This is a genomic window from Bacteroides sp. 214, assembly GCF_010501015.1.
Classification (GTDB): domain Bacteria; phylum Bacteroidota; class Bacteroidia; order Bacteroidales; family Bacteroidaceae; genus Bacteroides.
Window position 1 is genome coordinate 236019 of sequence record NZ_QVML01000006.1, and the last position, 25481, is coordinate 261499.

Annotated in this window: 29 protein-coding genes, 1 pseudogene and 1 riboswitch; of the genes and pseudogenes, 15 read left to right on the top strand and 15 right to left on the bottom strand. The window is 42.7% G+C overall.

What is annotated here, in order from left to right:
• Positions 1–49: 49 nt before the first annotated feature.
• From D0T50_RS06875 to D0T50_RS06900, 6 genes are all read right to left on the bottom strand, one after another.
• Positions 50–2167, bottom strand: coding sequence for a VapE domain-containing protein (locus D0T50_RS06875; protein ID WP_163222770.1), 2118 nt, complete (start codon positions 2165–2167; stop codon positions 50–52).
• 83 nt (positions 2168–2250) lie between these two features.
• A complete protein-coding gene (locus tag D0T50_RS06880) occupies positions 2251–2610 on the bottom strand; it encodes a hypothetical protein (protein WP_163222771.1) in 360 nt (119 codons plus the stop codon).
• 298 nt (positions 2611–2908) lie between these two features.
• A complete protein-coding gene (locus D0T50_RS06885) occupies positions 2909–3169 on the bottom strand; it encodes a DUF4248 domain-containing protein (protein ID WP_163222772.1) in 261 nt (86 codons plus the stop codon).
• A gap of 159 nt (positions 3170–3328) precedes the next feature.
• Positions 3329–3769, bottom strand: a complete 441-nt coding sequence (locus D0T50_RS06890; protein ID WP_163222773.1) for a hypothetical protein — start codon at positions 3767–3769, stop codon at positions 3329–3331.
• On the bottom strand, positions 3762–4181 hold the full coding sequence (locus D0T50_RS06895; RefSeq protein ID WP_163222774.1) for a helix-turn-helix transcriptional regulator: 420 nt from the start codon (positions 4179–4181) through the stop codon (positions 3762–3764). Before D0T50_RS06895 ends, D0T50_RS06890 begins: the two co-directional genes overlap by 8 nt.
• Before the next feature lie 6 nt (positions 4182–4187).
• Positions 4188–4706 carry a hypothetical protein gene (locus tag D0T50_RS06900; protein ID WP_163222775.1) on the bottom strand — a complete coding sequence of 173 codons (519 nt, stop codon included), beginning with the start codon at positions 4704–4706 and terminating at the stop codon, positions 4188–4190.
• A 249-nt stretch (positions 4707–4955) separates the two neighbouring features.
• On the opposite strand from D0T50_RS06900, the gene D0T50_RS06905 reads away from it, so the two are divergent.
• The 11 genes from D0T50_RS06905 to D0T50_RS06955 all read left to right on the top strand — a co-directional run bounded on the left by D0T50_RS06905 (position 4956) and on the right by D0T50_RS06955 (position 15780).
• Positions 4956–5462, top strand: coding sequence for an HU family DNA-binding protein (locus D0T50_RS06905; RefSeq protein WP_163222776.1), 507 nt, complete (start codon positions 4956–4958; stop codon positions 5460–5462).
• A 6-nt stretch (positions 5463–5468) separates the two neighbouring features.
• On the top strand, positions 5469–5741 hold the full coding sequence (locus D0T50_RS06910; protein ID WP_163222777.1) for a hypothetical protein: 273 nt from the start codon (positions 5469–5471) through the stop codon (positions 5739–5741).
• A gap of 17 nt (positions 5742–5758) precedes the next feature.
• Positions 5759–6148 (top strand): N-acetylmuramoyl-L-alanine amidase, encoded by a 390-nt coding sequence (locus tag D0T50_RS06915; RefSeq protein ID WP_163222778.1) that lies wholly within the window; start codon positions 5759–5761, stop codon positions 6146–6148.
• A 5-nt stretch (positions 6149–6153) separates the two neighbouring features.
• Positions 6154–6353: riboswitch (cobalamin riboswitch) on the top strand.
• A gap of 61 nt (positions 6354–6414) precedes the next feature.
• Positions 6415–8418: a TonB-dependent siderophore receptor gene (locus D0T50_RS06920; RefSeq protein WP_239058226.1), complete on the top strand. Its 2004-nt coding sequence runs from the start codon at positions 6415–6417 to the stop codon at positions 8416–8418.
• A 13-nt stretch (positions 8419–8431) separates the two neighbouring features.
• A complete protein-coding gene (locus D0T50_RS06925) occupies positions 8432–10408 on the top strand; it encodes a YncE family protein (RefSeq protein WP_163222780.1) in 1977 nt (658 codons plus the stop codon).
• A gap of 9 nt (positions 10409–10417) precedes the next feature.
• Positions 10418–11146: a DUF4465 domain-containing protein gene (locus D0T50_RS06930; protein WP_163222781.1), complete on the top strand. Its 729-nt coding sequence runs from the start codon at positions 10418–10420 to the stop codon at positions 11144–11146.
• 131 nt (positions 11147–11277) lie between these two features.
• Positions 11278–12162 (top strand): hypothetical protein, encoded by an 885-nt coding sequence (locus tag D0T50_RS06935; RefSeq protein WP_163222782.1) that lies wholly within the window; start codon positions 11278–11280, stop codon positions 12160–12162.
• Between the two features lie 14 nt (positions 12163–12176).
• Entirely contained in the window at positions 12177–12635 is a 459-nt protein-coding gene (locus D0T50_RS06940; RefSeq protein ID WP_163222783.1) for a S24/S26 family peptidase, read from the top strand.
• A gap of 50 nt (positions 12636–12685) precedes the next feature.
• Complete coding sequence (locus D0T50_RS06945) at positions 12686–12973, top strand: PqqD family protein (protein ID WP_163222784.1); 288 nt, start codon at positions 12686–12688, stop codon at positions 12971–12973.
• Between the two features lie 17 nt (positions 12974–12990).
• Positions 12991–14112 carry a nucleotidyltransferase family protein gene (locus D0T50_RS06950; RefSeq protein WP_163222785.1) on the top strand — a complete coding sequence of 374 codons (1122 nt, stop codon included), beginning with the start codon at positions 12991–12993 and terminating at the stop codon, positions 14110–14112.
• A 12-nt stretch (positions 14113–14124) separates the two neighbouring features.
• Positions 14125–15780: an ABC transporter ATP-binding protein gene (locus D0T50_RS06955; RefSeq protein WP_163222786.1), complete on the top strand. Its 1656-nt coding sequence runs from the start codon at positions 14125–14127 to the stop codon at positions 15778–15780.
• 30 nt (positions 15781–15810) lie between these two features.
• Here D0T50_RS06955 and D0T50_RS06960 read toward each other — a convergent pair whose 3' ends face one another.
• Positions 15811–16677, bottom strand: coding sequence for an AraC family transcriptional regulator (locus D0T50_RS06960; RefSeq protein ID WP_163222787.1), 867 nt, complete (start codon positions 16675–16677; stop codon positions 15811–15813).
• Between the two features lie 174 nt (positions 16678–16851).
• Between D0T50_RS06960 and D0T50_RS06965 the strand changes: the two genes are divergently transcribed.
• Positions 16852–17883, top strand: coding sequence for an aldo/keto reductase (locus tag D0T50_RS06965; RefSeq protein WP_163222788.1), 1032 nt, complete (start codon positions 16852–16854; stop codon positions 17881–17883).
• Between the two features lie 144 nt (positions 17884–18027).
• Here D0T50_RS06965 and D0T50_RS06970 read toward each other — a convergent pair whose 3' ends face one another.
• From D0T50_RS06970 to D0T50_RS07000, 8 genes and pseudogenes are all read right to left on the bottom strand, one after another.
• Positions 18028–18423 carry a VOC family protein gene (locus D0T50_RS06970; protein ID WP_163222789.1) on the bottom strand — a complete coding sequence of 132 codons (396 nt, stop codon included), beginning with the start codon at positions 18421–18423 and terminating at the stop codon, positions 18028–18030.
• A 41-nt stretch (positions 18424–18464) separates the two neighbouring features.
• A pseudogene (locus D0T50_RS13770) lies at positions 18465–18611 on the bottom strand (glutamine amidotransferase); the annotation flags it as partial.
• Positions 18612–18875: 264 nt separating this feature from the next.
• A complete protein-coding gene (locus D0T50_RS06975; protein WP_163222808.1) occupies positions 18876–19466 on the bottom strand; it encodes a YdeI family protein in 591 nt (196 codons plus the stop codon).
• Positions 19466–20602, bottom strand: coding sequence for a DNA alkylation repair protein (locus tag D0T50_RS06980; protein WP_163222790.1), 1137 nt, complete (start codon positions 20600–20602; stop codon positions 19466–19468). Before D0T50_RS06980 ends, D0T50_RS06975 begins: the two co-directional genes overlap by 1 nt.
• Before the next feature lie 84 nt (positions 20603–20686).
• Positions 20687–21241: a flavodoxin family protein gene (locus D0T50_RS06985; protein ID WP_163222791.1), complete on the bottom strand. Its 555-nt coding sequence runs from the start codon at positions 21239–21241 to the stop codon at positions 20687–20689.
• Between the two features lie 49 nt (positions 21242–21290).
• Positions 21291–21881 carry a TIGR00730 family Rossman fold protein gene (locus D0T50_RS06990; protein WP_163222792.1) on the bottom strand — a complete coding sequence of 197 codons (591 nt, stop codon included), beginning with the start codon at positions 21879–21881 and terminating at the stop codon, positions 21291–21293.
• A 76-nt stretch (positions 21882–21957) separates the two neighbouring features.
• On the bottom strand, positions 21958–22836 hold the full coding sequence (locus tag D0T50_RS06995) for an AraC family transcriptional regulator (RefSeq protein ID WP_163222793.1): 879 nt from the start codon (positions 22834–22836) through the stop codon (positions 21958–21960).
• A gap of 102 nt (positions 22837–22938) precedes the next feature.
• Positions 22939–23313 (bottom strand): MmcQ/YjbR family DNA-binding protein, encoded by a 375-nt coding sequence (locus D0T50_RS07000; protein WP_163222794.1) that lies wholly within the window; start codon positions 23311–23313, stop codon positions 22939–22941.
• A gap of 129 nt (positions 23314–23442) precedes the next feature.
• Here D0T50_RS07000 and D0T50_RS07005 point away from each other — a divergent pair, with 129 nt between their 5' ends.
• The 3 genes from D0T50_RS07005 to D0T50_RS07015 all read left to right on the top strand — a co-directional run bounded on the left by D0T50_RS07005 (position 23443) and on the right by D0T50_RS07015 (position 25475).
• Positions 23443–24093 (top strand): GNAT family N-acetyltransferase, encoded by a 651-nt coding sequence (locus D0T50_RS07005; protein ID WP_163222795.1) that lies wholly within the window; start codon positions 23443–23445, stop codon positions 24091–24093.
• Between the two features lie 61 nt (positions 24094–24154).
• Positions 24155–24499 carry a transposase family protein gene (locus D0T50_RS07010; RefSeq protein WP_163222796.1) on the top strand — a complete coding sequence of 115 codons (345 nt, stop codon included), beginning with the start codon at positions 24155–24157 and terminating at the stop codon, positions 24497–24499.
• A gap of 22 nt (positions 24500–24521) precedes the next feature.
• Positions 24522–25475, top strand: coding sequence for a transposase (locus D0T50_RS07015; RefSeq protein ID WP_370520894.1), 954 nt, complete (start codon positions 24522–24524; stop codon positions 25473–25475).
• The last annotated feature ends 6 nt before the right edge of the window (positions 25476–25481 follow it).

A 25481-nucleotide genomic window follows, 5' to 3' on the forward strand; every position in this document is an offset into this window, starting at 1 on the left:
AATTGGGTAAAAGGGAGCGTTCGTGAGAATGTTCCCTTTTTTTCTTCCCTTAACACGTCACCTTTTCCCTTCTGATCTTCACGAAATATTCCGTAATTCCTTGCGGGCTTTTCTGTTTCTCGAACCCGTTGCGTTCCAGTAGTGCGGAAACTATCTGTTGGCTTTGTGGTGTTACAAATAGCTTGCCCAGCATCGTCAGTCGTGTGAGTATGGCAGAGGCTGGCAGCCAATGCGAGTCGTAATCATTGCACACTTGGGGCTTGGTGTAATGCACGTAGAAGAGTTCTTCTTCTGGCGGGGTAATGGTATAGATTTCGTTTTGTGCGTTGAGTTGTATTGTTTCTTCCTGGTTGTACCAGTAATGAAACCCCTTTTTCCACAGGGCGAAGGCTTGCGCGTAAATTCCTGCATGGTTTATGGGTGTGGTGTAATCTATCTTTAGTGCGGTTACGGTAGGAAATCGTCGGGTGCCTGTTCTGTCTTGCAAGAAATTCGATTCGTTGGTGCTGGCAATAATAGAGGCGCGACGAATGTACAGGCGGCTATCCGCGGCAAAGGCGCGGCGCTCGTTTACCGATTCTTGGGTAATCATGCGCTTGAGCTCTTCTATCTTTCCTTTTCGTAGACCTTCGAAATCGTCGAGGTTAATAATCAGGCAGTCGGTGAGGTATAGTGCGTGGTCTTTGTTGTCGGGGTTGAGCATACCGTTTCGGTAGTACGTAGCCAGTTGCGGTGGGAGCAGGTTGCGTATCCATGTGCTTTTGCCTTTGCCTTGTTCGCCTTGCAGGACAAGGGCAAGCTGATTGACCACACGCTCTTCGAGTGCGCAGGCTACCATTGCCACAAGCCAACGGCGCAGGCAATTTTCCCAAAACTCCTGAGAGGAGGTGGTAACTGTTGCGGCAAGGGTGGCAATGTGGTCGGTGGTTTCGTCCCATTGCGGGAGGTTCTGAAAATAATCTTCGAAAGGGTTGTACTCTTTGGCGTAGCTGGAGTTAATGATGCTGCGCACCACATGAGCGGCACAATTGATGCCTGCCCTGTTGAGCTCTACGAAAATGGAGTTGTACTCGCGTGCATCCATCAGTCTCCACTCTGCAGTGGGGTTATTCTCTCTGTACTCCACGCAACACCTCACGATGTTGTAGCGCACTTGGTAGTGCTGGTCGGCAAACTCCATGACACGCTGCGCTATTGGTTTCTTTTTTTCTTCCTCCTGTGCGTCGCTTTTAGAGGTATGTATGTAGGCTTTTCTTACGGGTATGAGCACATCCATGTCGTCGGCATGAAACTGCTGCAACACCAATTGTTCCACTTCTTCCAGCGGAAGTTTTTTGCGATAGCATTTGTTGCTCAGGCTAAAGAGAAAGGAGTCTCTGTCGCCCGGTTCGAAGGTATGGCTGCGACGTGTGGAGGTTATGCAGCTTGCAAATGTAGCGCGGGTATGAGCCGGCAGATGTTCGCACGAGCGTGTAGGATCTCCGGGCAGAAGGGTTTGGATGAGTTTGCTTTGCGAGCTTCTTTTGGGTATGGCAGGTGCGGGCACTATGCGTGTAGTGACTTGGGGCAGGGCTTGCAGTGCTGCTTTGTTGATGTAAATTTCGGGGTCGGAAGATAAAAAACAGAGCCTCCCTATGTCGCTTCCGCTAGTGTCTATCTCTGTATTCGTAAGTTCTTCGTAATACTTCAGGGCGTGGGTAAACTGTGTTTTGTGATAGCTTTCGAGTGCGCTGAAGCCAATTTCTTTTTTGTTGTGCAAGGTTTGTTCGCGTAGCTTGGTAGCAGCGGGTGTGGCGAGATATACGCCTACCTTCAGTCCGTCGCCCGATGGGCTTCGAAAGCAGAAGAGCGTTTGTGCTTCTTGCTCTATTGCAGTGCGGCAGTGCAGTAAAGCTTCGGGTGTGAGCTTATCAAAGTCGAGTACAATGATGTCGTTATAACCCGTGATGTGTTGCGCCAGTCGCTTCTCTGCATATGTGGCGGAGAAGGTGACGGGCGGTAGCTGTTTTTTGGTGCGACCGGCGGTTTCTGTTTCACCCTTGCGAAGTGCTAAACGTAGGCGATTTATAGTCTTGCTGTATAGTTCGTCTTCAATCTCCTTCAGTACATCTAGTGTTTTCTGATTTTGTTTATGCTTTGTAAAGCCTTGAAATAGTGATATGTCCATAAAAAGTTATTAATTATTTAGTTCGTATTTCTGTTATCGGCTACAAAGGTACATCGTGTTGGTCGCTCCGAAAAAACCAATTTTTATGACCTTTTATTTGCGCTTTCTTTGTAGTCGTCAATTGCCTCCATAAGCATCTCTTGCAGGTCTCTGCGCGACATTTCTTTGTTCTTATTCCTTTTTTGCGGCAAGAAGTACGCTGCGCGGATATGTTCTATCAAATCGCTTATATTGTTGTTCTCTCCGTAATAGAATTCTTTCTCTATCCAGCCCTTTATAAATTTTGCTATAAACGTCCTGGGCTCCTCTGTGGGGCGGCAACGGCTGATGATTTGTTGCATTTGGCGTGCCATTAATTGCAGCTTCTTAGAGCTGATTTTTGCTTCAATTTTTACATCTGTTTCTTTTACTGAAATCTCTAATTTGAGTCCTTTTTTAGTCATATATTTAATGTTTTTTTGTGCTTAACAACTTGTTAAGCTGTGTTAATAAAAAGAGAGATTTGTATTAATTGGGGGCAAAAGTGTGTTTTTCGAGACTACTTACCCCCTTGTGTGTGTTTATGTGGTGGGTGGGGCACCACCCTATATTACACACACAACTCGCATATAGGTTTAGAATATATAAAAAACACTTTCTGCCGACACAAAAATATCACTGCATCTGGCATTAAAACTCACTGCATTTTTATATAAAGTGACTGGTTTTAGTGGGCAAACTCACTGATTATTTGCATGTTAGCTATGGTTCTCCCAGATATTTCACGATTAGTTCTACTTCCCGGGGTGTAAATTTTCGCGCGTACTTGTTATAGCCTACCCTATCAAGTTCTTGCATAAGTTGCGCATTTCTTCGCATCCAACGATAGAGGGTACGCAGGGCATTCCTTATGCAATCGTGTGGGCTATAGAGCCGCGCAAGCTCTTCTTTGGCGTAGGTGCGAATAGTGAACAGACCTTCGGTTAAGACTGCTTCAAGTTGTTGATTTTTAGCATGTTTCATGCATTAAAGATACACAAAAAAGGGGAGATGAGCAAGAGAAATGGTTCTTAGTTTTTGGACAGGGGGAGGATATTAGTGAGTTTTTAGCCACCCCAAGAGTTTGGCTAAAGCCAAGATTAAACTATCTCAGCCATCCGGCAATTGATGGCTGGTGTTTGGTTATATATTTATCACTGTGTCTCCTTGAGTAAGAGCGGTAACATTGATGGTTGGTAAAATGAACTGATTAAAGATTGTGTTTTCTGTTTTTGCATGAAGAATACCTCTCAGTGTTCCTGTGGCAAGCATGAGCAGATGGTCTGTAAAACCTTTAGGGAACACAATCGACTGGCTCTCTTTTTGAATATATTCTTTCCACTGTGTGGGTTGTACCGAAAAATAACACGCGACTTTTAATTGAAGAAAAGGGTTGCCTGCTTGAATGAACGCAACTTCGGGTATACACGCAATTTCGCATTCTTCTAACGACTTAATAGCAAATTCGCCATTAATTTCTAAATCAACATTGGCCTCGTTGGTATATAATTCTTTATTCATCATAAACTCTAATGTTTGAATTCCGATGAGTGCAAATGATATGTTGGCAGTTGTTCTACTCATAACCTTGAACTTTTTTTTGTGAAGAGTTATAATCTAAATATCTTGCTTTAACATAAGGTTCCTTAAGACTAAAAAGCTGTACGGAATGTTCGTCTTCATTTTTAACTTGTTGTGTCTCGTAGTAGCTTGCCAATAATGGGATATGCAATGTGTCTTGCAACTTCACCTGTGTTTCTAACGTGAAGTTTTCTTTTCCCTTTACCAATTTGTTCACGTATTGAGGGCTGACGTTCATTTTCTCGGCCAAATCTTTCTGCGAAAGACCTTGCTCTTTCAAAGCCTTTAGCACTTTGATTGCGATTTTCTTAGACTCGCGCAACCACGGTTTGTTTTCTTCTCGAAAACGAATACCTTCTTGCGTTTCGCTGTTGGCAGGAGAAACGAGTGTTAGGAATTTTTCTTTTTGTTTCATGATGTTTTAACCTCCAATAATTTCAAAAAACGAATCATTATCAAAAACACCTTCCGACTGCAGATAGTTTTTGCATTGCTCTAATTTCTGTAACTCTTTGTTTGTATCGGGGTGCTCTTGCATCGTACGGGTTGTTTTAATAGCTCCGCCGGTAATGACGTAGCAGTTTGTATCTATACGAATGGCATAAAGCCTTAATAGCTTACATCTCTTTTTTTGAAGAGATAGTATCTTGGGTTGGTATTCTTGATTATATAAAGGTTGAAAGCAATTGTCAATAACAGAATCATTATCTCTGTATGATAGCAATATTTCTTCCAATACTTCTGCATCCGAAAAAACTTGTTCCACAAATTTATCGATTGAGTAACCCATTTGTTCTAATAAGAGTTCGTTTTTCTGCGCAAAATCAAATACATATTCTGGGTCATTCCACATTTCGAATAGTCGTTCGTATTCATCCAAACGCTCGACCTCGTAATGGAACGAGTATAATTTCTCTGCAAATATAGGAATAATTTTCATTAAATCAACTTATAAGTTTATTTTGCATCTTCCTAAAAACACCTTTTGTGAGGAATGTGCGTCTGCAAAGTTAGTGTATTTGATCGTTTTTTCTTATTCCTTTCTTTAATAAATAACCCTATCTCACCCTAACTCACCCTAACTCACCTTAACTCACCTTAACTCACCAATCGCCCCTTGCCCTTGTTGTATCTTTGTAACAGGAATTCCAACAACTATTATTTATTAATCAAAAACAACAAATTAAGTATGTCTGTACCTTACAAAAAAGTAGCAAGAGAGAACCCGCAGAACCGCGCACTACCGCCTAAGTATTACCCCCGATTGATGACGTTGGGACAACGCGTAGACTTAGACAGCATTGCCCACAGCATGGAGAAAGCCAGTTCGCTGACGTTGGGAGATATTCAGAGTGTGCTGACCAACTTTGTGAGTGCCATGCGCACGGCGCTCTACAACGGTCATGCGGTGAACATTAAGGATTTTGGAATATTCAAGCTGTCGGCACGTACCACAGGTGCCGAAGAGAAGAAGGATTGTGGTGTGGAAAACATCAAGAGTGTACGCATTAATTTCTTAGCCTCTGCCACCGTAAAACCCAATCTGGGAGCTACCCGCGTAGGCGATAAGATTGATTTCTACGATGCCGAAGCAGCTATCCTTGGCAAAGCATCTGCCGATGGCGAAGGAGGCTCTACCGATCCCGACAATGGTGGTGGCGATGATAATGGTGGATTTACAGACCCAACAACGTAATGACTCATGAAGCTGTTCTTGGATAAATTTTTGGAAGTGGTAGCCTTAGTGCTACCCTTTCTCAGGAAGAAAGATGCTAAACAGGTAAAGGAGTTTAGCGAGTTGGTGAGCGGGCAGTACGAGTTTTTGGTAACCCAATTGGAACGGGTGCTGAAGGACTATTTTGAACTGAGCGACCGGGTCAAGGAGATGCACACCGAAATATTCGGCTTGCGAAAGGAGTTGAGTGAAGCAATGAAAGAACGCTGCACGGAAAGTACCTGTGCGCAGCGCAAGTAGATTTTATGGTTAATATCATGCGAAAAATAAATTTAATCGTTCTCCATTGCTCCGCTACGCGGGAGGACAAGGACTTTACCGAACAAGACCTTGAGCAATGCCACCTTCAGCGTGGCTTCAAAACTACGGGCTATCATTTTTACATCCGCAAAAACGGAAAGATAATTTCTACACGCCCCATAGAAGAGGTAGGAGCTCATGCCAAAGGATACAACGCGCACAGCATCGGCATCTGCTACGAAGGCGGACTAAGTAGCGACGGCAAAGCTAAAGATACACGCACGGAGTGGCAAAAACATTCTTTGAGGGTATTGCTGAAAACGTTGTTGCTGGATTATCCCGGAAGCCGTGTATGCGGACATCGGGATTTAAGTGCGAAAGAATGCCCTTGTTTTATTCAAATATAGTTCCTACATTTGCGCAGAGTTTTGGTGGTATCTTGCTTCATCCGAAGTGAAATACTGAAAAGGGAATCAGGTGTAAGTCCTGAACAGTCTCGCTGCTGTAAGTTCCGAAACGGTTTATGCAAATCCTCAACGCCACTGGATAAGTTCCGGGAAGGCTGCATAAATGGAACAAGTCAGAAAACCTGCCAAACAGTTTGAGTAAAGCTTTCGAGGTTTAAAGTCTTTTACTATACCGTTTAATGAAAAAGAAAACGTATCTAAATGTAATGTATCTATACGTGTGGGCGATGTTGTTGTTCATGCCCTTAGTATTGTGTGCACAGCAAAGAGCAGACACCACACGCACGCATCAACTGCCCGAGATTGTAATCTCTGAGCGTTATCAAACCCGCGAAGTGATGGCAACTGCACCCGTGCAGACTTTCGGCAAGGAGAAACTCAGTAGCTTGGGGGTGTTGCAAGTGTCGGATGCGGTGAAACATTTCGCAGGAGTTACCGTAAAGGATTATGGTGGCATCGGTGGACTAAAAACCGTTTCTTTGCGTAGCCTCGGAGCAGAGCACACGGCGGTGAGTTATGATGGTGTTACCCTCAATGATACACAAACGGGACAGGTGGATATCGGTCGCTTCTCGCTCGATAATGTAGACAAACTTACCCTCTCTAACGGACAGAGCGATCAGATATTTCAATCGGCACGTATGTTTGCTTCTGCCGGAGTGCTGAATATACAAACCCTTACACCCCAATTTGAAAAAGAGAAACGCACCAACCTGAGCACTTCCCTCAAAAGCGGTTCGTGGGGGTTGCTTAATCCGTCGTTGCTCTTGGAACAACAAATAGGGGAGAAGTGGGCACTTGCCCTCAATGCCGAATGGATGCAAGCCGATGGACAATATCCCTACACCATGCACTACGGAGGCGAAAAGGATAGCACCTCGCGCGAGAAACGTAAAAACACCGAAGTGCGTACGCTACGCGCGGAGGCGGGGCTGTTTGGCAACTTCTCGGATACGCAGCAATGGCGGCTCAAGGTTTATTACTACCAAGCCTCGCGCGGATTGCCGGGTGCCACAACACTCTATTACGACTATGCCTCGCAACACCTGTGGGATAAGAATATATTTGCGCAAAGCCAATACAAAAAAGAGTTCAGCCGAAAGTGGGTATTTCAATCGTCTGCCAAGTGGAGTTGGAACTATCAACGTTACCTGGATCCGGACTACAAAAGCTCAACCGGAAAAACAGAGAACAGGTATTATCAACAGGAATACTACCTTTCGGCCGCTCTTTTGTATCGCGCACTCAATAACCTATCGTTTGCACTATCGAGCGATGGGAGTATTCAAACATTGAATGCCAACCAACCAAGTTTTGCCGAACCCGACAGGTATTCGTGGCTTACTGCCGTAGCGGGTAAATATGTAAACGAATGGATCACTGCTTCGGCTTCGCTGCTTGCCACAGTGGTAAACGAACGGACAAAAGATGATGCCAATGCTGCGAACTATCGTAGGCTGACTCCCTATGCCAGTGTTTCGGTTAAACCCTTTGCCACAGAAGAGTTGCGCATACGGGCTTTCTACAAAAATATCTTCCGACTGCCCACCTTCAACGATTTGTACTACAACGAAGTAGGCAACAACACCCTCTCCCCCGAGAAGATAACGCAATATAATCTTGGCTTGGCGTATGCAAGAGAGATAAATGGTTTCGTCCCCTATGTGTCGCTCACGGTAGATGCCTATTGCAATAAGGTGGAAGATAAAATCATGGCAATACCCACGAAGAATATCTTTGTGTGGAGCATGGTAAATCTGGGTGAAGTGGAGATAAAAGGACTCGATGCTACGGCTACCATTACACTGCAACCGTGGAAGGACATCAGACTGAGCCTGTCGGGAAACTATACGTACCAACGAGCATTGGATGTAACCGACCCCGACGGGAAGACCTATAACCAACAGATAGCGTACACACCACGCGTGTCGGGCTCAGGACAGATGTCGCTCGAAATGCCGTGGATTAATCTTTCGTACTCTTTTGTACATGCGGGCAAACGTTATGTGTTGGGACAAAACCTGCCGGAAAACAGATTGAACAGCTATACAGACCACAGTATAGCTGCCAATCGCGATTTTCGTATAAAGAAACTAAAGACCAACCTGCGTGTGGAAGTACTCAATCTGCTGGATGAGAATTATGAAATCGTGCGTAACTTTCCTATGCCGGGACGTTCCGTTCGTGCCACTTTCAAAGTAATCTATTGATACACATACATATATGAAGAAGCTGTTGTACATACCGTTGTTCCTTTTCCTTGCGCTGCTTGGCAGTTGCGATGATATGGAAGACTATAATCCGGCTCCCGATGAGAATGAAACGGATATAACCGAGATAGGCACGGCAGAGATGTACATCCTCTCCGAAGGATTGTTCAATCTCAACAATAGCGCGCTGGCACGCTACACCTTCAAGAACAACCAACTCGTGCCCAGCTATTTCCTTCGTATCAATCAACGCGGACTGGGCGACACAGCAAACGATATGGCACTGTATGGCTCCAAACTTTACGTTGTCGTCAATGTGTCCAGCCAGTTGGAAGTGATTGATTTCCCCACTGGAAAGACTCTGAAACGCATCCCTGTTTTAACCGCTAACGGTAGTTCGCGACAACCACGTAATATCGCCTTTCATAAAGAGAAAGCATACCTCTGCTCGTTCGACGGTACGGTAGCAAGGATAGATACAGCTTCGCTTGCCATAGAGGAATATGTTACCGTAGGACGCAACCCCGACGACCTATGTGTGCAAAACGCTAAGCTCTATGTTTCCAATTCGGGTGGGTTAGACCAACCCCATTACGACAACACCGTTTCGGTAATAGATATAGCCACTTTCAAAGAGCTGAAGAAGATAACCGTAGGGAACAATCCGGGGAAGATAGCAGCAGATGATTATGGCAATGTTTTTGTCAGTGTACGTGGTGACCTCACTTCGGAAAGCTCTTCTTTGGTACAAATTGATAGTAAGACAGACGAAGTACTCCGCACCATCCACGAACCGGTATTGGACTTTGCCATAGACAATGAACGAATGTATCTGTACAGCTACAATCATCATACGAAATCATCTGCTTTTAAGGTGTACGATCTGCTAAAGGAAACCATTATCCAACACAACTTTATTCAGGATGGTACCCAAATAACTACCCCCTATGCCATAACAGTAAACCCTTATAGTGGTAATGTTTACATGACCGATGCATACGATTATAAGGTAAGGGGAGATGTGCTTTGTTTCGATCAGCAAGGAGTGTTGCAGTTCCGTTTGAACAATGTGGGGATTAATCCTAATGCCATAGTTTTTAGCGATATAGCCTCCAAAAGCGTGATTGACGACGATGAGAAAGACCCGGATGCTCCTTCGGCATTTGCCAGCAAAGTGTTGGCATATGTTCCTGCACCGGGACAGTTTATGAATACAACCGCAAGTGCTTATCGTGCAGGATATACGGAAAAAGAGGTATTAGCCTATGCCACAGAACAAGTAAAGAACCGTTCGCTGATTTCGCTGGGTGCGTATGGTGGTTATATAATACTTGGTTTTGATCAAACCATTCCTAATGTTGTAGGTGCCTACGACTTCAAAATCTATGCAAATGCCAATTACAACAGTAGTATAACCGGTGCAAAAGCAGGAAGCTCGGAGCCCGGTATTGTACTCGTTTCTAAAGACAGCAACGGCAATGGATTACCCGATGATGAGTGGTACGAGCTGGCGGGTAGCGAATATCATTCGGACAAGGTCATTCAAAACTACGAAATTACTTACTATCGTCCTTCCGGTGTGCTGACAGATGTGCGCTGGACAGACAATCAGGGAGGTGAAGGAGTTATTCCACGAAACACTTATCATACCACCAACGATTATTATCCCGCTTGGGTTACTCAAGACCAACTAACGTTCGTTGGCAGTCGCCTACCCAACAATGGAGTGCAAGCGGCAGATGGAAGCGATAGCTGGCTGCAATACCAGTTCCCTTGGGGCTATGCCGACAATCATCCCAACAATAGTGAGTACGCGCAGTTTAAGATTGATTGGGCGGTAGATAGTGCAGGCAATGCAGTGATGCTCGATGGAGTAGACTTTGTGAAAATCTACACCGCCGTGAATCAGGTTTGTGGATGGATGGGCGAAAACTCTACCGAAGTATCAACCATAGAAAACTTACATTTTAATAATAATACTAACAATTAAAAAACAATCATGAAAAAGTTATCTTTTATTTTCTTCGTGTTATCTTTTGTCTTCGTTGGCTGTAGCGACGATGATGAAGCGCAATTCATTTCTAACTTTGAGGGTAAACTCGCCGAAAAGAATACCGAGTATTACTCATCCCTCGATGTAACCAGTGGATCGGAAACATTCCAGGACAACGATGGACTCTTTACCTTCAATCATGTGTTCAACTGGTATGGTGGTGTTTACTACTTCTCGGCATTTACCTATATGAACCGCACCGACAACACGGAAGACACCAGTACAACAGCGGTTCCGCAAAGAGGTAAAAAAGGTAGTACCTATCTATGCGCCTTTACCAGCGAGTGGACAATGGCAAGTTTTACCATCAACAACCCCAACGCCTACACACTGAAGGGTGCGTACGTTACCAACAATACGTGGGCATACAATGCCATGACCACGGATAAAATCTCTGGAACAACTCCATTTACCAAAGGCGACTGGTTTAAGCTAACAGCTACAGGATACACCAGTACCGGGACAGAAACCGGCACCGCCGAAATCTACCTGGCAAACTATACCAAAGATAGCAGCAAGCCTGTCGATAAATGGATATGGTTTGATATGACCTCATTGAACGACCCCGTTAAGGTAACATTCTTGCTCTCTTCTTCCGACAATGGCGACCATGGCATGAACACCCCTGCTTACTTCTGTATGGACAATATAGTGCTTGAGGAAAAACAAAACTAAATTTCCTCGGATACCTCCTCAAAGAAGAATCCTCTGAACCACATGGTTTGGGGGATTTTTTGTGCTTTAACTACCAAACTTGTAGAAACCAGTAAAACATCTTATATTTGTGTTCAATAAAGATTTTGAATATGCGCAAACAAACATATTACAAGGTAGGCGATCATACATTTTGTATTTCAGCTCTCGATTGTGTAGACATAGTTACGCTGCTGCCTTCCTTGCAGCCGTTTGAACAACAAGATTCCTCCGATTCTCTTTTTACACTATCGCTGTCTGAGCTACCGCTACTTACCTTGGATGGTGCCACAGAACTAACTCGCTTTGAGTGGGAAGGAGCCGAATGTGTCATTAACACCACAGTAAACAACCAATACGAAATTATCATTTATCCCCATGGTGATTCGGCATTGCAACGAAAGATGCATATCAATAAGGAGATGGATTATGCCAAAGTAGAGCTTCTGCATAACGCAACAGATAGTTTTGCCTTGAACAACTTCCTGATGATGCTGTATGCTTTTGTAACTGCCTTGCATGGCACATTGATGTTTCATGCTTCGGTTATCCGCCACTGTGGACAGGGATATCTGTTTCTTGGTAAAAGCGGTACGGGCAAGAGCACACATAGTCGTTTGTGGCTGGAACATATTGAAGGTGCCGAGTTGCTGAATGACGATAATCCGATAGTACGCTATTTCCCGGATGGACGTGTTACGGTGTACGGATCGCCATGGAGTGGAAAGACACCTTGTTACCGAAATGAAAGCGTACCGGTAGGAGCGTTTGTTCGCCTGCATCAGGCACCGGAAAATAAAATAACCAGAGAGAGACCTGCACGCGCCTTTGCTTCTTTACTGCCGTCTTGTTCTTGTTTGCGACAGAACGAGGAACAGTATAATCATATCTGCAATACGATTACAGCTGTAGCATCGACCATACCGGTATATGATTTGGAATGCCGACCGGACGAAGAGGCTGCTAATTTATGTTTCACTACTGTAACCCAGGGTTAGTTCCTGTTTTTTTAATGGAAAAGACCCGGACGAAAGCTATAGCAAACGAAGTATTGCTGAAAGAAACAGCCATGTTGATTGCAGAGGGACATACAGTGACCCATCTTGTAAGAGGAAACAGCATGAACCCTTTTATGGTGGACCGACGCGACAAGGTAGTCCTTTCGCCTTTTACCGAAGAAGAACTACTACCGGGTGTAGTGGTGCTGGCACGCGATGATATGGACAGATTGGTATTGCATCGCATTATTTGCCGGAAAGGGAACAACCTTACGCTTATGGGTGATGGGAATGTAGTCGGTACGGAAGAAACCTCTACCGACCGGGTATTAGGAGTCGTGACAACAGTTATTCGTAAAGGGAAGAAATACAGTTGCAACGGAAAGGTGTGGCGTAGATACTCCGTGATCTGGGTAAATACACTACCTTTGAGAAGAATTGTACTGGGAGTGTGGAGAAGAATAGCACTTTAAGAACAAGAGAAAATCATAAAATATAATAACTTCATCATATTTAACTACTTATGAAAATAAAATCAGGATTTAACCTTCGTCAGATTGGCGATGAATATATTATAGTAGCATCTGGAGCTGAAAACGTTGATTTTACACATGTTATCAGCCTCAATGAATCGGCAGCACGCCTGTGGAAAGAGGTAGATGGTAAGGAATTTACAGAAAGAGATCTTGCCAAGTTACTGCTGGATTGGTATGAAATAGACGAAGAAACAGCCCGGAAAGATTCGGAAACCTTGGCTAAAGATTGGCTTGATGCCGGGATTGTTGGTGACAACACACCGAAGCAAGGCTAATGAAATTAAGGGAACCGATGTCACTAAATCAATTCTTTGAACTGCTGCGCTCTGGTTTGTGGGAAAAGCCGGCGGATATTTCTTTATTCGAAGAAAAAGAAACGAACTGGCAGACGATATACGAACTAGCAAAACGTCAGGCGCTACTCGGTGTGGTATTCGATGGAATAGAAACACTCCCTTCGGAACTTCGCCCGCCACGCCCGCTATATATGCAGTGGTGTGCCCGCGTAGCTCAGATAGAAACAGCCAATGAACATCTAAATGAACTGACCGGAGAGCTCTTTGCCGAGTACAAGAAAGCCGGACTTAGCCCTGTACTGTTGAAAGGACAAGGTGTAGCCACTTATTATCCTAACCCCAAGCATCGGCAGTGCGGAGATATTGATATATATGTCGGGAAAAAACAATATGAGCAGGCCAAACAGATTATGGAAGCGCTGGGTGCGGTACCCGAAGATGAAGAGTACGTTAAACACGCAGGCTTCGAATATAAAAATGTTGAAATAGAGGTGCATCGCATAGCAGCTATGTTATTCAACCCTGCCGCTAACCGCAAACTGAATCGCTTTATTGAAAAATGGTTATCCGGACAGCCATATCTGGTCATGATAGAGGGCAACAGCATTCCTGCTCCTGCTCCTACGTTCAATGCTGTTTATCTATTTATACATGCTTTCAATCATTTCTTAAACAGTGGGATAGGCTTGCGTCAACTCTGTGATTGGGCACGACTGATAAAAACCGGATTCAATGAGATTGACCGTGCGGAAGTAACGATGCTGTTATCTTCTATGAAACTACTGAAAGCCGCTGGGGCCTTTGCCTACATTGCCACTACTTATTTAGGACTGGATTCACACGATGTTCCTTTCCCTATTAAAAGCAATAAAGAAGATGGTGAGAAACTTCTTGCCGACATCCTGATAGTCGGTAACTTTGGACAATATGATACTCGTGTAATACCTCGTCCAAAAAGCTATTGGGGTGGGAAGTGGCATACCTTTGCGCGGGCAGCCAAAAGGTGTAGAGAATTCGCACAGTATGCGCCAACCGAAGCGTTTTGGTATCCGTTCATTCTGATTAGGGACTCTTCCGCAGGTCAATGGGAACTTTTAAATAAGAAATTAAAACGATAATACCATAGCCTTATGCCGCGCATCCCTTCATTTTTACATATCGGTTCGTTACGACGCCAGTCTAAATGGCTTTGGCAGGTCTCTGCAGGACAACGTAAGCGGATAGCCATTACTTGTTTTACCGGTATTGCAGGAGTCGCGTTTTCGTTAGGCTTCATTTGGACATCGAAACAGGTAATAGATATAGCCACAGGCATCGTAGAAGGGAATTTATGGGAAATGGCGGCGGTGACTGTTATACTGCTCATTCTGCAACTCTCGTGTAATGTTCTGGAATCCTGGCTCAATAGTCGCATGCAGGTGGAAGGAGGTAATGCCCTGCGCCACCGATTATTTGCCCGCCTGCTCCAAAGCCGATGGAATGAGCTGGAACGGTTTCATACGGGTGATGTTATTAACCGGGTAGAACAAGATACGAATGCTATAATTGCTTTGCTTACGGGAACCATCCCGGCATTTATTACTACTAGTATTCAGCTATTGGCATCTTTCGTGTTCTTTTGCATGTTAGATAAGGCATTGCCTTGGCTGTTGATTGGTATCCTTCCGATATTTATGTTCGCTAGTCGCTTCTACATCCGCCGGATGCGCAAATACACGCGTGAGATACGTCACAGTGATAGCCGCATACAGTCCGTCATTCAGGAAAGTTTGCAAAACCGAACGGTAATCAAAACTCTTGAGCAGGGCGACCGTCACTTGGAGAAGCTGGATGATTTGCAGCAGACGCTACGTACACAGGTGTTCGACCGGACAAAGTTTTCTTTGTTTTCTCGTAGTATGGTGGCGCTGGCATTTTCGGGTGGTTACCTCATCGCTTTTCTATGGGGAGCTGTACGTTTAAGTCATGGCAGTATGACTTTTGGAACAATGACTGCCTTTCTACAATTGGTAAGCAAGCTCCAACGCCCTGCGCTTGATGTAGTCAGAATGATTCCGGCTTTTATCAATGCACTCACTGCTATAGAACGGTTAATGGAACTAGAGGCGCTTCCTGCCGAAGAGAGTGGCGATAAAATATGTTTCGATGAAACACCTGGTCTTACACTTCAGGATATTGCTTTCCGCTATAAGCAAGAGGATAAACCTATATTTGAACATTTCTCGTTGAATTTCCCGGCAGGTAGTCAAACGGCTATTATGGGCGAAACCGGTAAAGGAAAAACAACGCTTGTCAGGCTTTTGCTTGCACTTGCCATTCCGCAATCAGGTACTATCCGACTGAAAAATGGGGAGCAGGAAGCAGACGTTTCGCCCCTCACCCGCTGTAACTTTATCTATGTACCTCAAGGAAACACACTGTTCAGCGGCACCATTCGTGATAATTTGTTGATGGGAAAGCCCGAAGCTACGGAGGAAGAGATGAAAGAAGCTTTACGCGTGGCTGTTGCCGACTATGTTTTCCATTTGCCCGAAGGTATGGATACAATTCTTAATGAACAAGGCGGAGGACTATCTGAGGGACAGGCACAGCGCATATCCATTGCCCGTGCTTTATTACGTCCGGGAAGCATTTATCTATTCGATGAAGCAACTTCAGCACTTGATCCTGAAACGGAAAAACAACTGGCAGAAAATCTAAAAACATACGGGCAGGGCAAAACCATTATCTTTGTTACCCACCATCCTGCGCTGGCTGAAGCATGCGATCAGACCTATTATCTGTAACGAACAAGACTGTTTCAAAAAACCTTCGAACTAAGCGTTAATCTGTTCTCTGTATTCTTTGGGATTTCTATGGGTTATTGCGTAAAACTGCTTGATGAAATAAGGGATATTATTATAGCCCGATTCATAAGCCACCTGAGATACTGTAAGATTGGAGTAGGAGAGTAGTTTACAAGCATGTTCAATTCTGATTTCTGCAAGACACTGAAAGATACTTTTGTCTGTTTTTTGTTTAAAAGAACGACAAAGTGCCGATGGGTTTTGATTTACATAGTCGGCAACTTCTTTTAATGTAATCTTATCTTTAAAATGATTAAACAGATAGGCATACACCTTATTGATAGGTTCGTTTACCTCATTTACGATATTAGAACTATTATATGCTGTATCAGAAAGCAACTTCGTTCTTTTACATTGCGAAAGTTTCTCTAAGATACGAAGTAAATGGATTAGCCGTGCGGTGAATTCCAGCCCATTTATTTCCTGAATCATTTGCTTTATCTCAACATAAAGATCTTTGTCATAAAACCGTATTCCATACTGGCTCTTATATAGCAACTCATAGATTTCTCGGTAATCGGGAAGACTCTCCATATTTAAAGGAAGAATTTCAGGTAGAAATTGTAAAGTATCTCCTCCGCTTATTTCAGTCTCCGGCGAATCTTTTAACTTGGTGTTGCACAAATGAAGATGAGGCACATTGCTACCTATCAGGGCTAAATCGCCTTTTTTGTAATCGGCAATACCTTCTCCTACAAACTGTTTTCCACTACCTTGGTTAAAAACCATTATCTCAAACTCTGGGTGTTTATGGCGCGGCAATACAAACTGCGGGTATGGAACATGGCTACACAAGGTAGTCATGTTGTGGATGATTTTTCGTTCTAAAATGGCCATACTTTTATATTTATTCACTGCAAATATAGAAAAGTATACTGCAAATAAAATAGAATTGAATTAGAAATAGTTTCTCTAACTTTGTCAAACACTAATTGGATATAATTCTGGACGCTAGTTTTATGTTGAGCTCCTTTGCTTTTATTAATAATATAAACTCAAAATCAGAAAAAGATGGAATACAGAAAATTAAATGGGTCAGGGTTATTTGTCCCTACATTAACGTTAGGTACTGGTACATTTGGTGGAACAAATGGTTTTGAAGGTTGGGGAAATACAGATGTAGCAGAAGCAACCAGAATGGTCGATATTTGTCTGGATGCCGGACTGAATATGTTCGACACGGCGGATATTTATTCAATCGGTTATTCCGAAGAAATACTAGGAAAAGCAATCAGCGGGAAACGAAATCAATTGCTTATCTCAACAAAAGCAACTTTCCCTATGAGTAAGAATCGGAATGATATGGGAAGTTCACGCTGGCATATAGTCAATGCCTGTGAAGCTAGCTTAAGACGGTTGAATACCGACCATATAGACCTGTATTATATGCACGGATTTGATGGGAACACTCCGGTCGAAGAAACGTTGCGCGCTTTGGATGATTTAGTAAGTAGCGGTAAAATTCGTTATATAGGATGCTCTAATTTCTCGGGCTGGCATCTGATGAAATCACTTTCGATATCTGAGAAGTATGGATGGAACCGATATGTTGCCCATCAAGTGTATTACTCTTTACTCAATCGTGAATTTGAATGGGAGTTAATGTCACTGGGGCTTGACCAACAAGTCGGTACATTTGTTTGGAGTCCTTTGGCGGCCGGAAGATTGGGCGGGCGTTATCGTAGAAATAATCCGATACCTAAAGATGGAAGGGTAGCTCGTGGTGGGGCTCCGGTTCCTGAGAAAGTGGTTTCGTACGACAGATTGTACGATATGATGGATGTGCTTGACGAAATCGCAAGCGAGGTAGGAAAGACTGTAGCTCAGGTAGCGTTGAACTGGTTGCTGCAACGTCCTACCATATCCAGTCTGGTAATCGGAGCGAGCAATGAAGAACAACTGAAACAAAATTTAGGTGCTGTTGGCTGGAATCTGACAGAAGAACAAATCAAGCGTCTTGATGAAGTCAGTAAAACACCTAAAAGCTATCCATATTGGCATCAGGATGAAAAGCCGTGGTTGAACTCACAGATATTTATTTAATTGAGTTTTATACAGCAAAGATATAATGCCTATTTTGGATATGGTTGTCCAAAATAGGCATCTTTCTCCCTTCTCCTTTACAACGGCTTCACCGGAATGTAGATATCAACGATGAATTTATGCTCAGGATGCTCACTATAGTCATTATGATTCTGCTAACAACTCTATATAATTGCCTTCGGGATCTAACACCGCACTCTCATAATAACCATCGCCGGTAATGCGTGGTTCACTCGCAATGGTGTAGCCATCTCTCCGGAAATGCTCGGTTAAGTTATTGACAGTTTCTTTTCCTCCAGCCGTGAGGGCAATATGCGCCAATCCTTTAAGCATATAACGCAGTTTGTCATTTTCGGCAACATCCGGACGGTTCATCAGCTCAATACGTGCTCCGCCTTCATTAAAAGTCAGGAAGTAAGAGGTGTATTTCTTTGTTGGATTGACATATTTATCGTTGCAACTAACATCAAAGTATTTGAGGTAAAACTCTTTCATTCGTTCAATATCGTCCACCCAAACGGCTATGTGTTCTATTTTCATATCTTTTTATTCGTTATTTAATAATTAGGATGTTATTCAGATTAAAAATCGCCTGTCAGAAACTGATAACTTTCTTCTATTGCCTCCGGTGTATCGGCTTCCAAAGCATACAAAACCTCACGACAGAACTCTATGGGCGACGTTCCGGGAGCGGTAACGATTTTTCCGTCTCTTGCTGCTTTTTCATTGTGTTTTTGTTTAATGATTTCTCTGCTATGATATATGCTTTACGATACTTACACAAAGAAAAGAACTAAATTTTGAAGGACAAAATATCTAATAGCTCTTCGTAGCTAATTTTTTGACTTATTTTTGTCGTAAAATGCAGTCAAAATGAAGAGAAATGCAGTCAGAATTGAAGTAAAAATCAGTCAGAAATTACAACAGTTTAAAGCTCTGATTTCAAATGCTTATGGTATTCACCCCTCGGATGTTTATAGCATTTTTTGCTATCAATAGTATTTCTCAATCCCACCGAATCCGGTTATCATTTTATTCTCTTTCGTTTTACCTATAAAGTTGTTTAATCGCTTTTCGAACTCTTCGGGACGTTTTCTGGCGGCTTCAATATATGCAATCCGGATACGTTTATAGGCATTGGAAAAGAGTTGATAGTTTTTCCATGCTGTTTTATCTTCTTTCAGTCTGTCGATGATATCATTTGGAAAAACAAAAGGGGCAGATAAGACATTCCGTATTTTATCTTCAAACTGTGGGTGTATCATTTTGTTTTCCAGCAACCAGTGGAGTCTTTCTTTATTGGCTTGCGAGTAGGTGCTTTTAGGATTTCTGGGAGTAAAACGTTGAATCCGATGTTCTGCGTCAAGTGGTTTTATTGTGCTGTCAATCCACTCGAAGCAAAGGGCTTCTTCAACAGCATCGTTGTAGGTGATGCTTTTCTTGCCCGATGATTTCTGAGGAAACACAAACCAAACTTCGTTGGCTGCCTCAAAATTGTCAGTCAGCCACTCCCGCCAATCTTTTCTGTCTTCAAAGTATTTTATTTCCGCTGACGATTGCAATTGGTTGTTGGTGGTGTTCATCATTCTACCAGTTCGAAATCATGTTTTTCAAACTCATTTCCGTTGATTATAACAGTTACCTGATGAAGTCCGGGGTGAAGTTTTCGGGTAGTCACTACCTTGAAAGAGTGTTTCCGGGTGATACGTGTAGTTGAATTTGCGGCGTAGTCTTTCTCACTGATTTTGCAGACTTTCTTCGATAACGTACCATTAGCTTTTTGGTAGTACAAACCGTATTCAAGTCTTATTTTGGCTTTCTTATTGCTATTATTTAATAGGTTGAAACTAAACTCCAATGAGTTGCCGACTTTCACTTCGGGTGTTGCAATTTGAAAGTCCTCAATAGTTATGTGTTTCGTAGAACCTAAACCGAATAGCTCCATCACTTCCGGATTGCCTTGTTTGAGGAGTGTCCGACAGCCGTGTTTAATAATCCAATCCACTTCTTCCGACTCTCCTTGCCATCTTTTTACCAAATCAATCACCACTTCGGGGTTGTCTTTGGCTATGTCATTCAGGTTGTTGGCAACACTAAGTCGCACAAATCGTGCAGGGTCATTTTTGAGGTTTTCCAGTATGGGAATGATGGGAGCGGGGTTTGCCTTTAGACTTGGTATGGCCATTGCCCAAGGCAGACGCGGGCGGCAACCTTCGGATGCAAGCCGTCTTACTCCCCAATGTTCGTGCTTTGACCAAGCCAGCATTTGTGCCATCATTGCATCAGGGTATTTAACAATAAATGGATGGGTTACAAATTCGCAGCTTGTGAACTGGGTAATTCTCTCTATGGCTTTAACAGAGGTTTCGTAATCGTCCAGCCCATATTGTTCTATGTAACTATCGAGAATTCCTCCATACTCCAATAGTAAACCAAATTTCGTGTCGTCTATCTTGGAACAATGCGGATACCGGGGTTCTATACAATCCAACAGTTCAAGTATTTTGGCAATTGCATCTTTGTAATCTGCCGGCAAGAACCTTTTGAGGACTGTTGCAATGTGTGCGGTACGCTGTTTGAGTTCTCTGTTTTCCCATTCCTTATCCATTACCTGAGACACAAATGCGTGGGCATCTAAGTTGGGAATAACGAGCTTTAAGTCTTTCGTGAGTAGGTCGAGAAACTGCTCGTTGTACATGTTTTTGAAGGGTTCTGCCATGGCTGTAGTTTTATTTCTGGCAAATATAGTGATTTTAAGGAGAAAGGAGAAGTGCATCCCTTCTCCTTAATTTCAATAATAGACTTATATTGCAAGCCCAAGTTCTTTGGCCGATTTAAGATAGTCTTGTCCTTTGGCGTTTATTTCGCCTTTGTCATAAACTTCGGGAACGAGTAATTGCCCACGGTCTTCCGAAGTTAAGTAGGAAACTATCTTTTCGTATGTTTTGGTCATGCCTTCAAAGTCGGTGAGATCTGATGTTCCTCCACAGGCCAGCAAAACAGTTTCTTTTATTTTTAGAGGCTCAGGGCTTGAGATGAAGGAGTAAAGTCGGTCAATAACGCTCTTTATCTGTGCCGGAAAAGAAAAATAGTATAGTGGCGAACTAAATACCAGCGTATCAGCTTGTGCTATCAGAGGAGCTACTTCTTCAAAATCATCTTTTACTGCACACGCTGTTCCACGGGTAAAGCATTTGTCGCAGGCTATACAACCTTTTACTTTCTTCCGGCCGCTATCGAAGCGATCGACTATGTGCCCTGCCTGTAAGGCTCCTTCGATAAAGGCTTCTGCCAATAAATCACTATTGCCGTTTTTTCTTGGGCTTCCTGTAATGACTAAAATTCTTTTCTTATTCATAAGATTTATCTTTGATAGTTTGTTTGATGCAAAATTCAGGTGTGTCTCTTCAGATCATTCGCACATTCTTATCAATATGCTGATATTCGTTTACATTAAAACGTACGGCTTCTTCCGGCGTATCTACAACCGTCCATATCAATGCATGTCCGGGGTGCATGAATTGCTCCTCTATAGCTCGCTTCAACATTTCAATTAACGGATCAAAATAGCTGTTCGTATTTAGTATTATAACCGGACCTTCATAGAGGCCTAATTGCCGCCACGTAATAATTTCAAGTAGTTCTTCCAATGTTCCGCATCCTCCGGGTAAGGCAATAACTGCATCTGCCATATTTGCCATGGTCTGCTTCCGTTCGTGCATAGTGTCTACCTCTATCAGTTCGCTTAAACCCGAATGCCCCCATCTGTTTTCCATCATAAAACGTGGTATCACTCCCGTAACACTACCCCCGGCTTTCAATGCTGCATCAGATATATTACGCATCAGGCCGATAGTTCCGCCTCCGTTTACGACACGGATTCCTCGTTCTCCCAATAACCTACCTAACTTTTCCGCTGCTTCAACATATACGGGACTAATCTTTGTGCTTGACGAACAATATACACATACGGATTGAATTGTTTTTTTCTCAGTCATTCTTTTTTCTTTTGGTGCAAAATTAAGGCATATCTTTTCAATGAAATTTGCTGTATGGTTCAAAGTTTTGTTCTATTCAGTCCAATTTGATTGGTTGGCGACAATCGGTTGGTGATTGACCGTAATATTCTTTGAATATGCGCGAGAAATGGGATATGTTTTCAAAGCCTATGGAATAGCCTATTTCATTGACAGGTATTGCGGTGTTCTGAATCATTTCCCTAGCCTTCTCCAATCGTTTCTCTTTTATCCACCGGGCAGGCGGCATATTGTATAGTAACTGAAAGTCGCGTTTGAAACTGGAAAGACTTCGTCCGGAAAGATAGGCCAGTTCGGGCAGGGTAACGGGTGTAGCGTAGTATTGTTCTACTACTTTCCGGATATCCATACGTGCCGGTTGCCTGAATTGAAGCAACTGGATGAACATATTTTTATTGGATAGAGATATGTCATACAACAGTTCCATTATTTTGAGACGGAGCAGTCCGGGATCTACCGATGTGGGGCATTTAAAGTAAGGGTCGAGAGAGCGACCAAAGGCAATCAAACAGTCATCCATTGGGTAGACAGATGTTTTTATTTCTTCTTCTGTGCGGGGAATCTTTACGTTTGCCATGGTGAGAAACTCTTTTATTAGGTCGTCTTTCAGGCAGAACATAATGCATTCGGATATATTGTCATTGTCCGGGTCGCCGGTTTTTTCATACTTCACCGAGGTGGCCTTCTTTAATAAAATCATTTCATTCTTATTCACCGTATACGTCTGTTTGCCGTGGTGCATAATAAACTGTCCCTCAAGCACAAGGAATAAGAGATGTTCTTCGAGAAACATGGTTCCCGTTCCGTTTAACGTATGAACACAGGATTCGATAACGGAGCAGCCGTCTAATAATAGCGTACTTTGGCAGGCGGCATCATTGATTAACGCAGTGGGAACTTTTACATATTTCTTCATACTTTGCAGAGAATTGATTTATGTAGGCAAAGATAGATGATTTTATTCGCGATTAATGTTCTTTTCGGTTCATGTTGTTTTTCTTTTTGGCTCTTAGCTGCATTATTCCAAAGACAATGGATTGTTTTCCAGATATTCCGATTGTATTCTTTTGGGGAGCTTTTTTAGTACTTCTTTTATTGAATGGCGAATCCAATGTTTTACGGTTTCGTCGTTCATGTCGCCATTAAGCGTGATACTATTCCAGAATTTCTTGTTAAAATGCCAGGCGGGTTCTACACTATGATAGCGTTCCCGTAAATCGATGGCTTCAGAAGGGTCACATTTTACGGTTATCTTCAATACTGGGTCGTTTAATGGGATTATGGCAAACCATTTATCGAATATCTTGAAAATAAGATATTCATCTTCAAACGGCATGTATTCGACTGCCTCTTTCAGCGAAAGGCAATAGTCTCGAAGTTCTTCTATATTCATCTCGGTGTTGTTGTAGTAAAGAGTATGTTGATTTTTGAGATAAAGATACTGATTATTGCTATTTCATTTTCATTAGTTTTGCCTAAATTCGCATTATCAATCAGGGTTTATATCCATAAAACAGAAAATATGCTTCCCTTTAACGTTCAGATAGAAGAACTAAAGAAAGACGAATATGAGAAAGTTGCGGCTATGTTGACGGATGCTTTCGAGTCGAATCCCGCTTATGCTTTAATCTTTGCGCGGAAAGACAAATTGCGGGAAGGATTATTGTGGCTATTCAAAACGAATTTGTTTTTGATAAATCGGCGGATGCCTGTTACGAAAGTTGTGAGAGAGAAAGGAACCGGCAAAATTATAGGTGTATTCAGTCTACTTCCTCCCGGTGGGGTTAAACCTAAACTAGGTGATTACTTCAAGATTGGTTTACCAGGGTTTATTTCTAAGTTTGGTTTCCGGACTTTGCATAAAATGTTAGGAATGGATTCTTATAATAAAGAACTCCTTACGAATGCTATTGGAATAAATGAGTATTACTATTTGTCGATGGTTGCCATAAAAGAAGAGTATCGGGGGACGGGTATTGGCTCATTTATGATTTCACACTGTTTGGATGAATTGAGGTCGATAGAAAGAGATTGTAATATTGTGGGACTGACAACCCAATTGCCAGAGAATGTTACTTTTTATTCCCGGCTAGGATTCGAGAAACTGGATGAAGGGGAAGTACGGTTTAAGCAGGATTGTTATTATAATTATAATATGAGGTTGGATTTATAGGGTCAACGTAAAAAGTTGAGGAGTCACTTTATGTTTTTTATCTTTGCCTAAAAAAGATATTATGCAAAAAGATGGTTATAGTTTGTTGTTACCTTTTGGTGCCAGTGATTACTTTGATGTTGTTGATGTAAAAGAATCTCTTTGTGAGTTAACCATATATTTAGAAGAGAAGAACTTGGTTCCTGAAGAATACCACTCCGTAAAAATTCATAGTAAAGGTTTTTATGAACCTATTGTTTTACAGGACTTCCCCTTGCGCGGTCGCAAAGTATACTTAAACGTTCGTCGCCGTCGTTGGTATTTGGTAGAGAGTGGTGAGTATGTTCATCGTAATTGGTCTTTGGTTGCTTCCGGTACTCGTATGACGCAAGAATTTGCGTCTTTTTTAAAAGAGCTATATCGATAAGCTTCCTGTTAGCTGTAAGTTGATTGGTGAACTTTTTGGTGTGGATGGTGAGTTGCTTGAGCGTCAATATAGAGATCACCTAAGTGATTACAAACAGTGGGACCAACGGATCCATGCTGCCCGATGGGTACTTTTCGAGAAAAATATAGGAGCTTATGTGGGTATGGATGAAGTTGCTTTATCCCGCGGAGAGTTATATACGATATTAATTAACAAAGAAGCTCATGGTAAAAAAGGTAGTATCATTGCTATCATAGAAGGCACAGATGCAGAAACCGTATCAAAGGTATTGCTTAAACTATCCCGTCGCCGTCGTTTTCAGGTCAGGGAGATTACCCTTGACATGGCACCTAATATGGCTAAAATAGCCAAAGTCTGTTTTCCTGCCGCCAAACAGGTTATAGATAGATTTCATGTTCAGAAACTGGCTTACGATGCAGTACAAGAGATGAGAATCAAAGAGAGATGGAAAGCAATCGATCAGGAAACGATAGAAATGACACATGCTAAAGCTTGTGGTAAGAGTTATCAAGCTACCCTCTTTGAAAATGGAGATACAAGAAAACAACTATTAGCAAGAAGTAGGTATTTGCTCTTCAAAAAAGAAACAGCATGGACAAACTCACAATGCCAAAGAGCACGAATACTCTTTAGGGAATACCCACACATCAGGAAAGCATACTACCTGGCTATGAATCTGGGGCTGATCTATCACCAATGCAAGTTTAAGGATATAGCACTAACAAGATTGGCAAGGTGGTATGATCAAGTAGATAAATCAGGGTTCCTATCATTTGCAACGGTAGCAAGAACCATTGAAGCACACTATCTAAAAATAATAAACTACTTTGAAAGAAGAGCAACCAATGCAGCGTCAGAATCTTTCAATGCAAAAATAAAGGCATTTAGAGCACAGTTCAGAGGAGTAAGGGAAAGGGAATTCTTTATATACAGGCTGACAAATATTTATGCATAAAAATAA

Coding starts and splice junctions, on each gene's coding strand:
- D0T50_RS06985 (WP_163222791.1), bottom strand. CDS start 21,241: ATGAATAAGAAAAGAATTTTAGTCATTACAGGAAGCCCAAGAAAAAAC.
- D0T50_RS06890 (WP_163222773.1), bottom strand. CDS start 3,769: ATGAGTAGAACAACTGCCAACATATCATTTGCACTCATCGGAATTCAA.
- D0T50_RS06895 (WP_163222774.1), bottom strand. CDS start 4,181: ATGAAACAAAAAGAAAAATTCCTAACACTCGTTTCTCCTGCCAACAGC.
- D0T50_RS06930 (WP_163222781.1), top strand. CDS start 10,418: ATGAAAAAGTTATCTTTTATTTTCTTCGTGTTATCTTTTGTCTTCGTT.
- D0T50_RS06935 (WP_163222782.1), top strand. CDS start 11,278: ATGCGCAAACAAACATATTACAAGGTAGGCGATCATACATTTTGTATT.
- D0T50_RS07000 (WP_163222794.1), bottom strand. CDS start 23,313: ATGAATATAGAAGAACTTCGAGACTATTGCCTTTCGCTGAAAGAGGCA.
- D0T50_RS06880 (WP_163222771.1), bottom strand. CDS start 2,610: ATGACTAAAAAAGGACTCAAATTAGAGATTTCAGTAAAAGAAACAGAT.
- D0T50_RS06920 (WP_239058226.1), top strand. CDS start 6,415: ATGTATCTATACGTGTGGGCGATGTTGTTGTTCATGCCCTTAGTATTG.
- D0T50_RS06955 (WP_163222786.1), top strand. CDS start 14,125: ATGCCGCGCATCCCTTCATTTTTACATATCGGTTCGTTACGACGCCAG.
- D0T50_RS06975 (WP_163222808.1), bottom strand. CDS start 19,466: ATGAACACCACCAACAACCAATTGCAATCGTCAGCGGAAATAAAATAC.
- D0T50_RS06915 (WP_163222778.1), top strand. CDS start 5,759: ATGCGAAAAATAAATTTAATCGTTCTCCATTGCTCCGCTACGCGGGAG.
- D0T50_RS06875 (WP_163222770.1), bottom strand. CDS start 2,167: ATGGACATATCACTATTTCAAGGCTTTACAAAGCATAAACAAAATCAG.
- D0T50_RS06970 (WP_163222789.1), bottom strand. CDS start 18,423: ATGAAAATAGAACACATAGCCGTTTGGGTGGACGATATTGAACGAATG.
- D0T50_RS06945 (WP_163222784.1), top strand. CDS start 12,686: ATGAAAATAAAATCAGGATTTAACCTTCGTCAGATTGGCGATGAATAT.
- D0T50_RS06900 (WP_163222775.1), bottom strand. CDS start 4,706: ATGAAAATTATTCCTATATTTGCAGAGAAATTATACTCGTTCCATTAC.
- D0T50_RS06925 (WP_163222780.1), top strand. CDS start 8,432: ATGAAGAAGCTGTTGTACATACCGTTGTTCCTTTTCCTTGCGCTGCTT.
- D0T50_RS06995 (WP_163222793.1), bottom strand. CDS start 22,836: ATGAAGAAATATGTAAAAGTTCCCACTGCGTTAATCAATGATGCCGCC.
- D0T50_RS06940 (WP_163222783.1), top strand. CDS start 12,177: ATGGAAAAGACCCGGACGAAAGCTATAGCAAACGAAGTATTGCTGAAA.
- D0T50_RS06990 (WP_163222792.1), bottom strand. CDS start 21,881: ATGACTGAGAAAAAAACAATTCAATCCGTATGTGTATATTGTTCGTCA.
- D0T50_RS06980 (WP_163222790.1), bottom strand. CDS start 20,602: ATGGCAGAACCCTTCAAAAACATGTACAACGAGCAGTTTCTCGACCTA.
- D0T50_RS07005 (WP_163222795.1), top strand. CDS start 23,443: ATGCTTCCCTTTAACGTTCAGATAGAAGAACTAAAGAAAGACGAATAT.
- D0T50_RS06965 (WP_163222788.1), top strand. CDS start 16,852: ATGGAATACAGAAAATTAAATGGGTCAGGGTTATTTGTCCCTACATTA.
- D0T50_RS07010 (WP_163222796.1), top strand. CDS start 24,155: ATGCAAAAAGATGGTTATAGTTTGTTGTTACCTTTTGGTGCCAGTGAT.
- D0T50_RS06960 (WP_163222787.1), bottom strand. CDS start 16,677: ATGGCCATTTTAGAACGAAAAATCATCCACAACATGACTACCTTGTGT.
- D0T50_RS06905 (WP_163222776.1), top strand. CDS start 4,956: ATGTCTGTACCTTACAAAAAAGTAGCAAGAGAGAACCCGCAGAACCGC.
- D0T50_RS06950 (WP_163222785.1), top strand. CDS start 12,991: ATGTCACTAAATCAATTCTTTGAACTGCTGCGCTCTGGTTTGTGGGAA.
- D0T50_RS06910 (WP_163222777.1), top strand. CDS start 5,469: ATGAAGCTGTTCTTGGATAAATTTTTGGAAGTGGTAGCCTTAGTGCTA.
- D0T50_RS06885 (WP_163222772.1), bottom strand. CDS start 3,169: ATGAAACATGCTAAAAATCAACAACTTGAAGCAGTCTTAACCGAAGGT.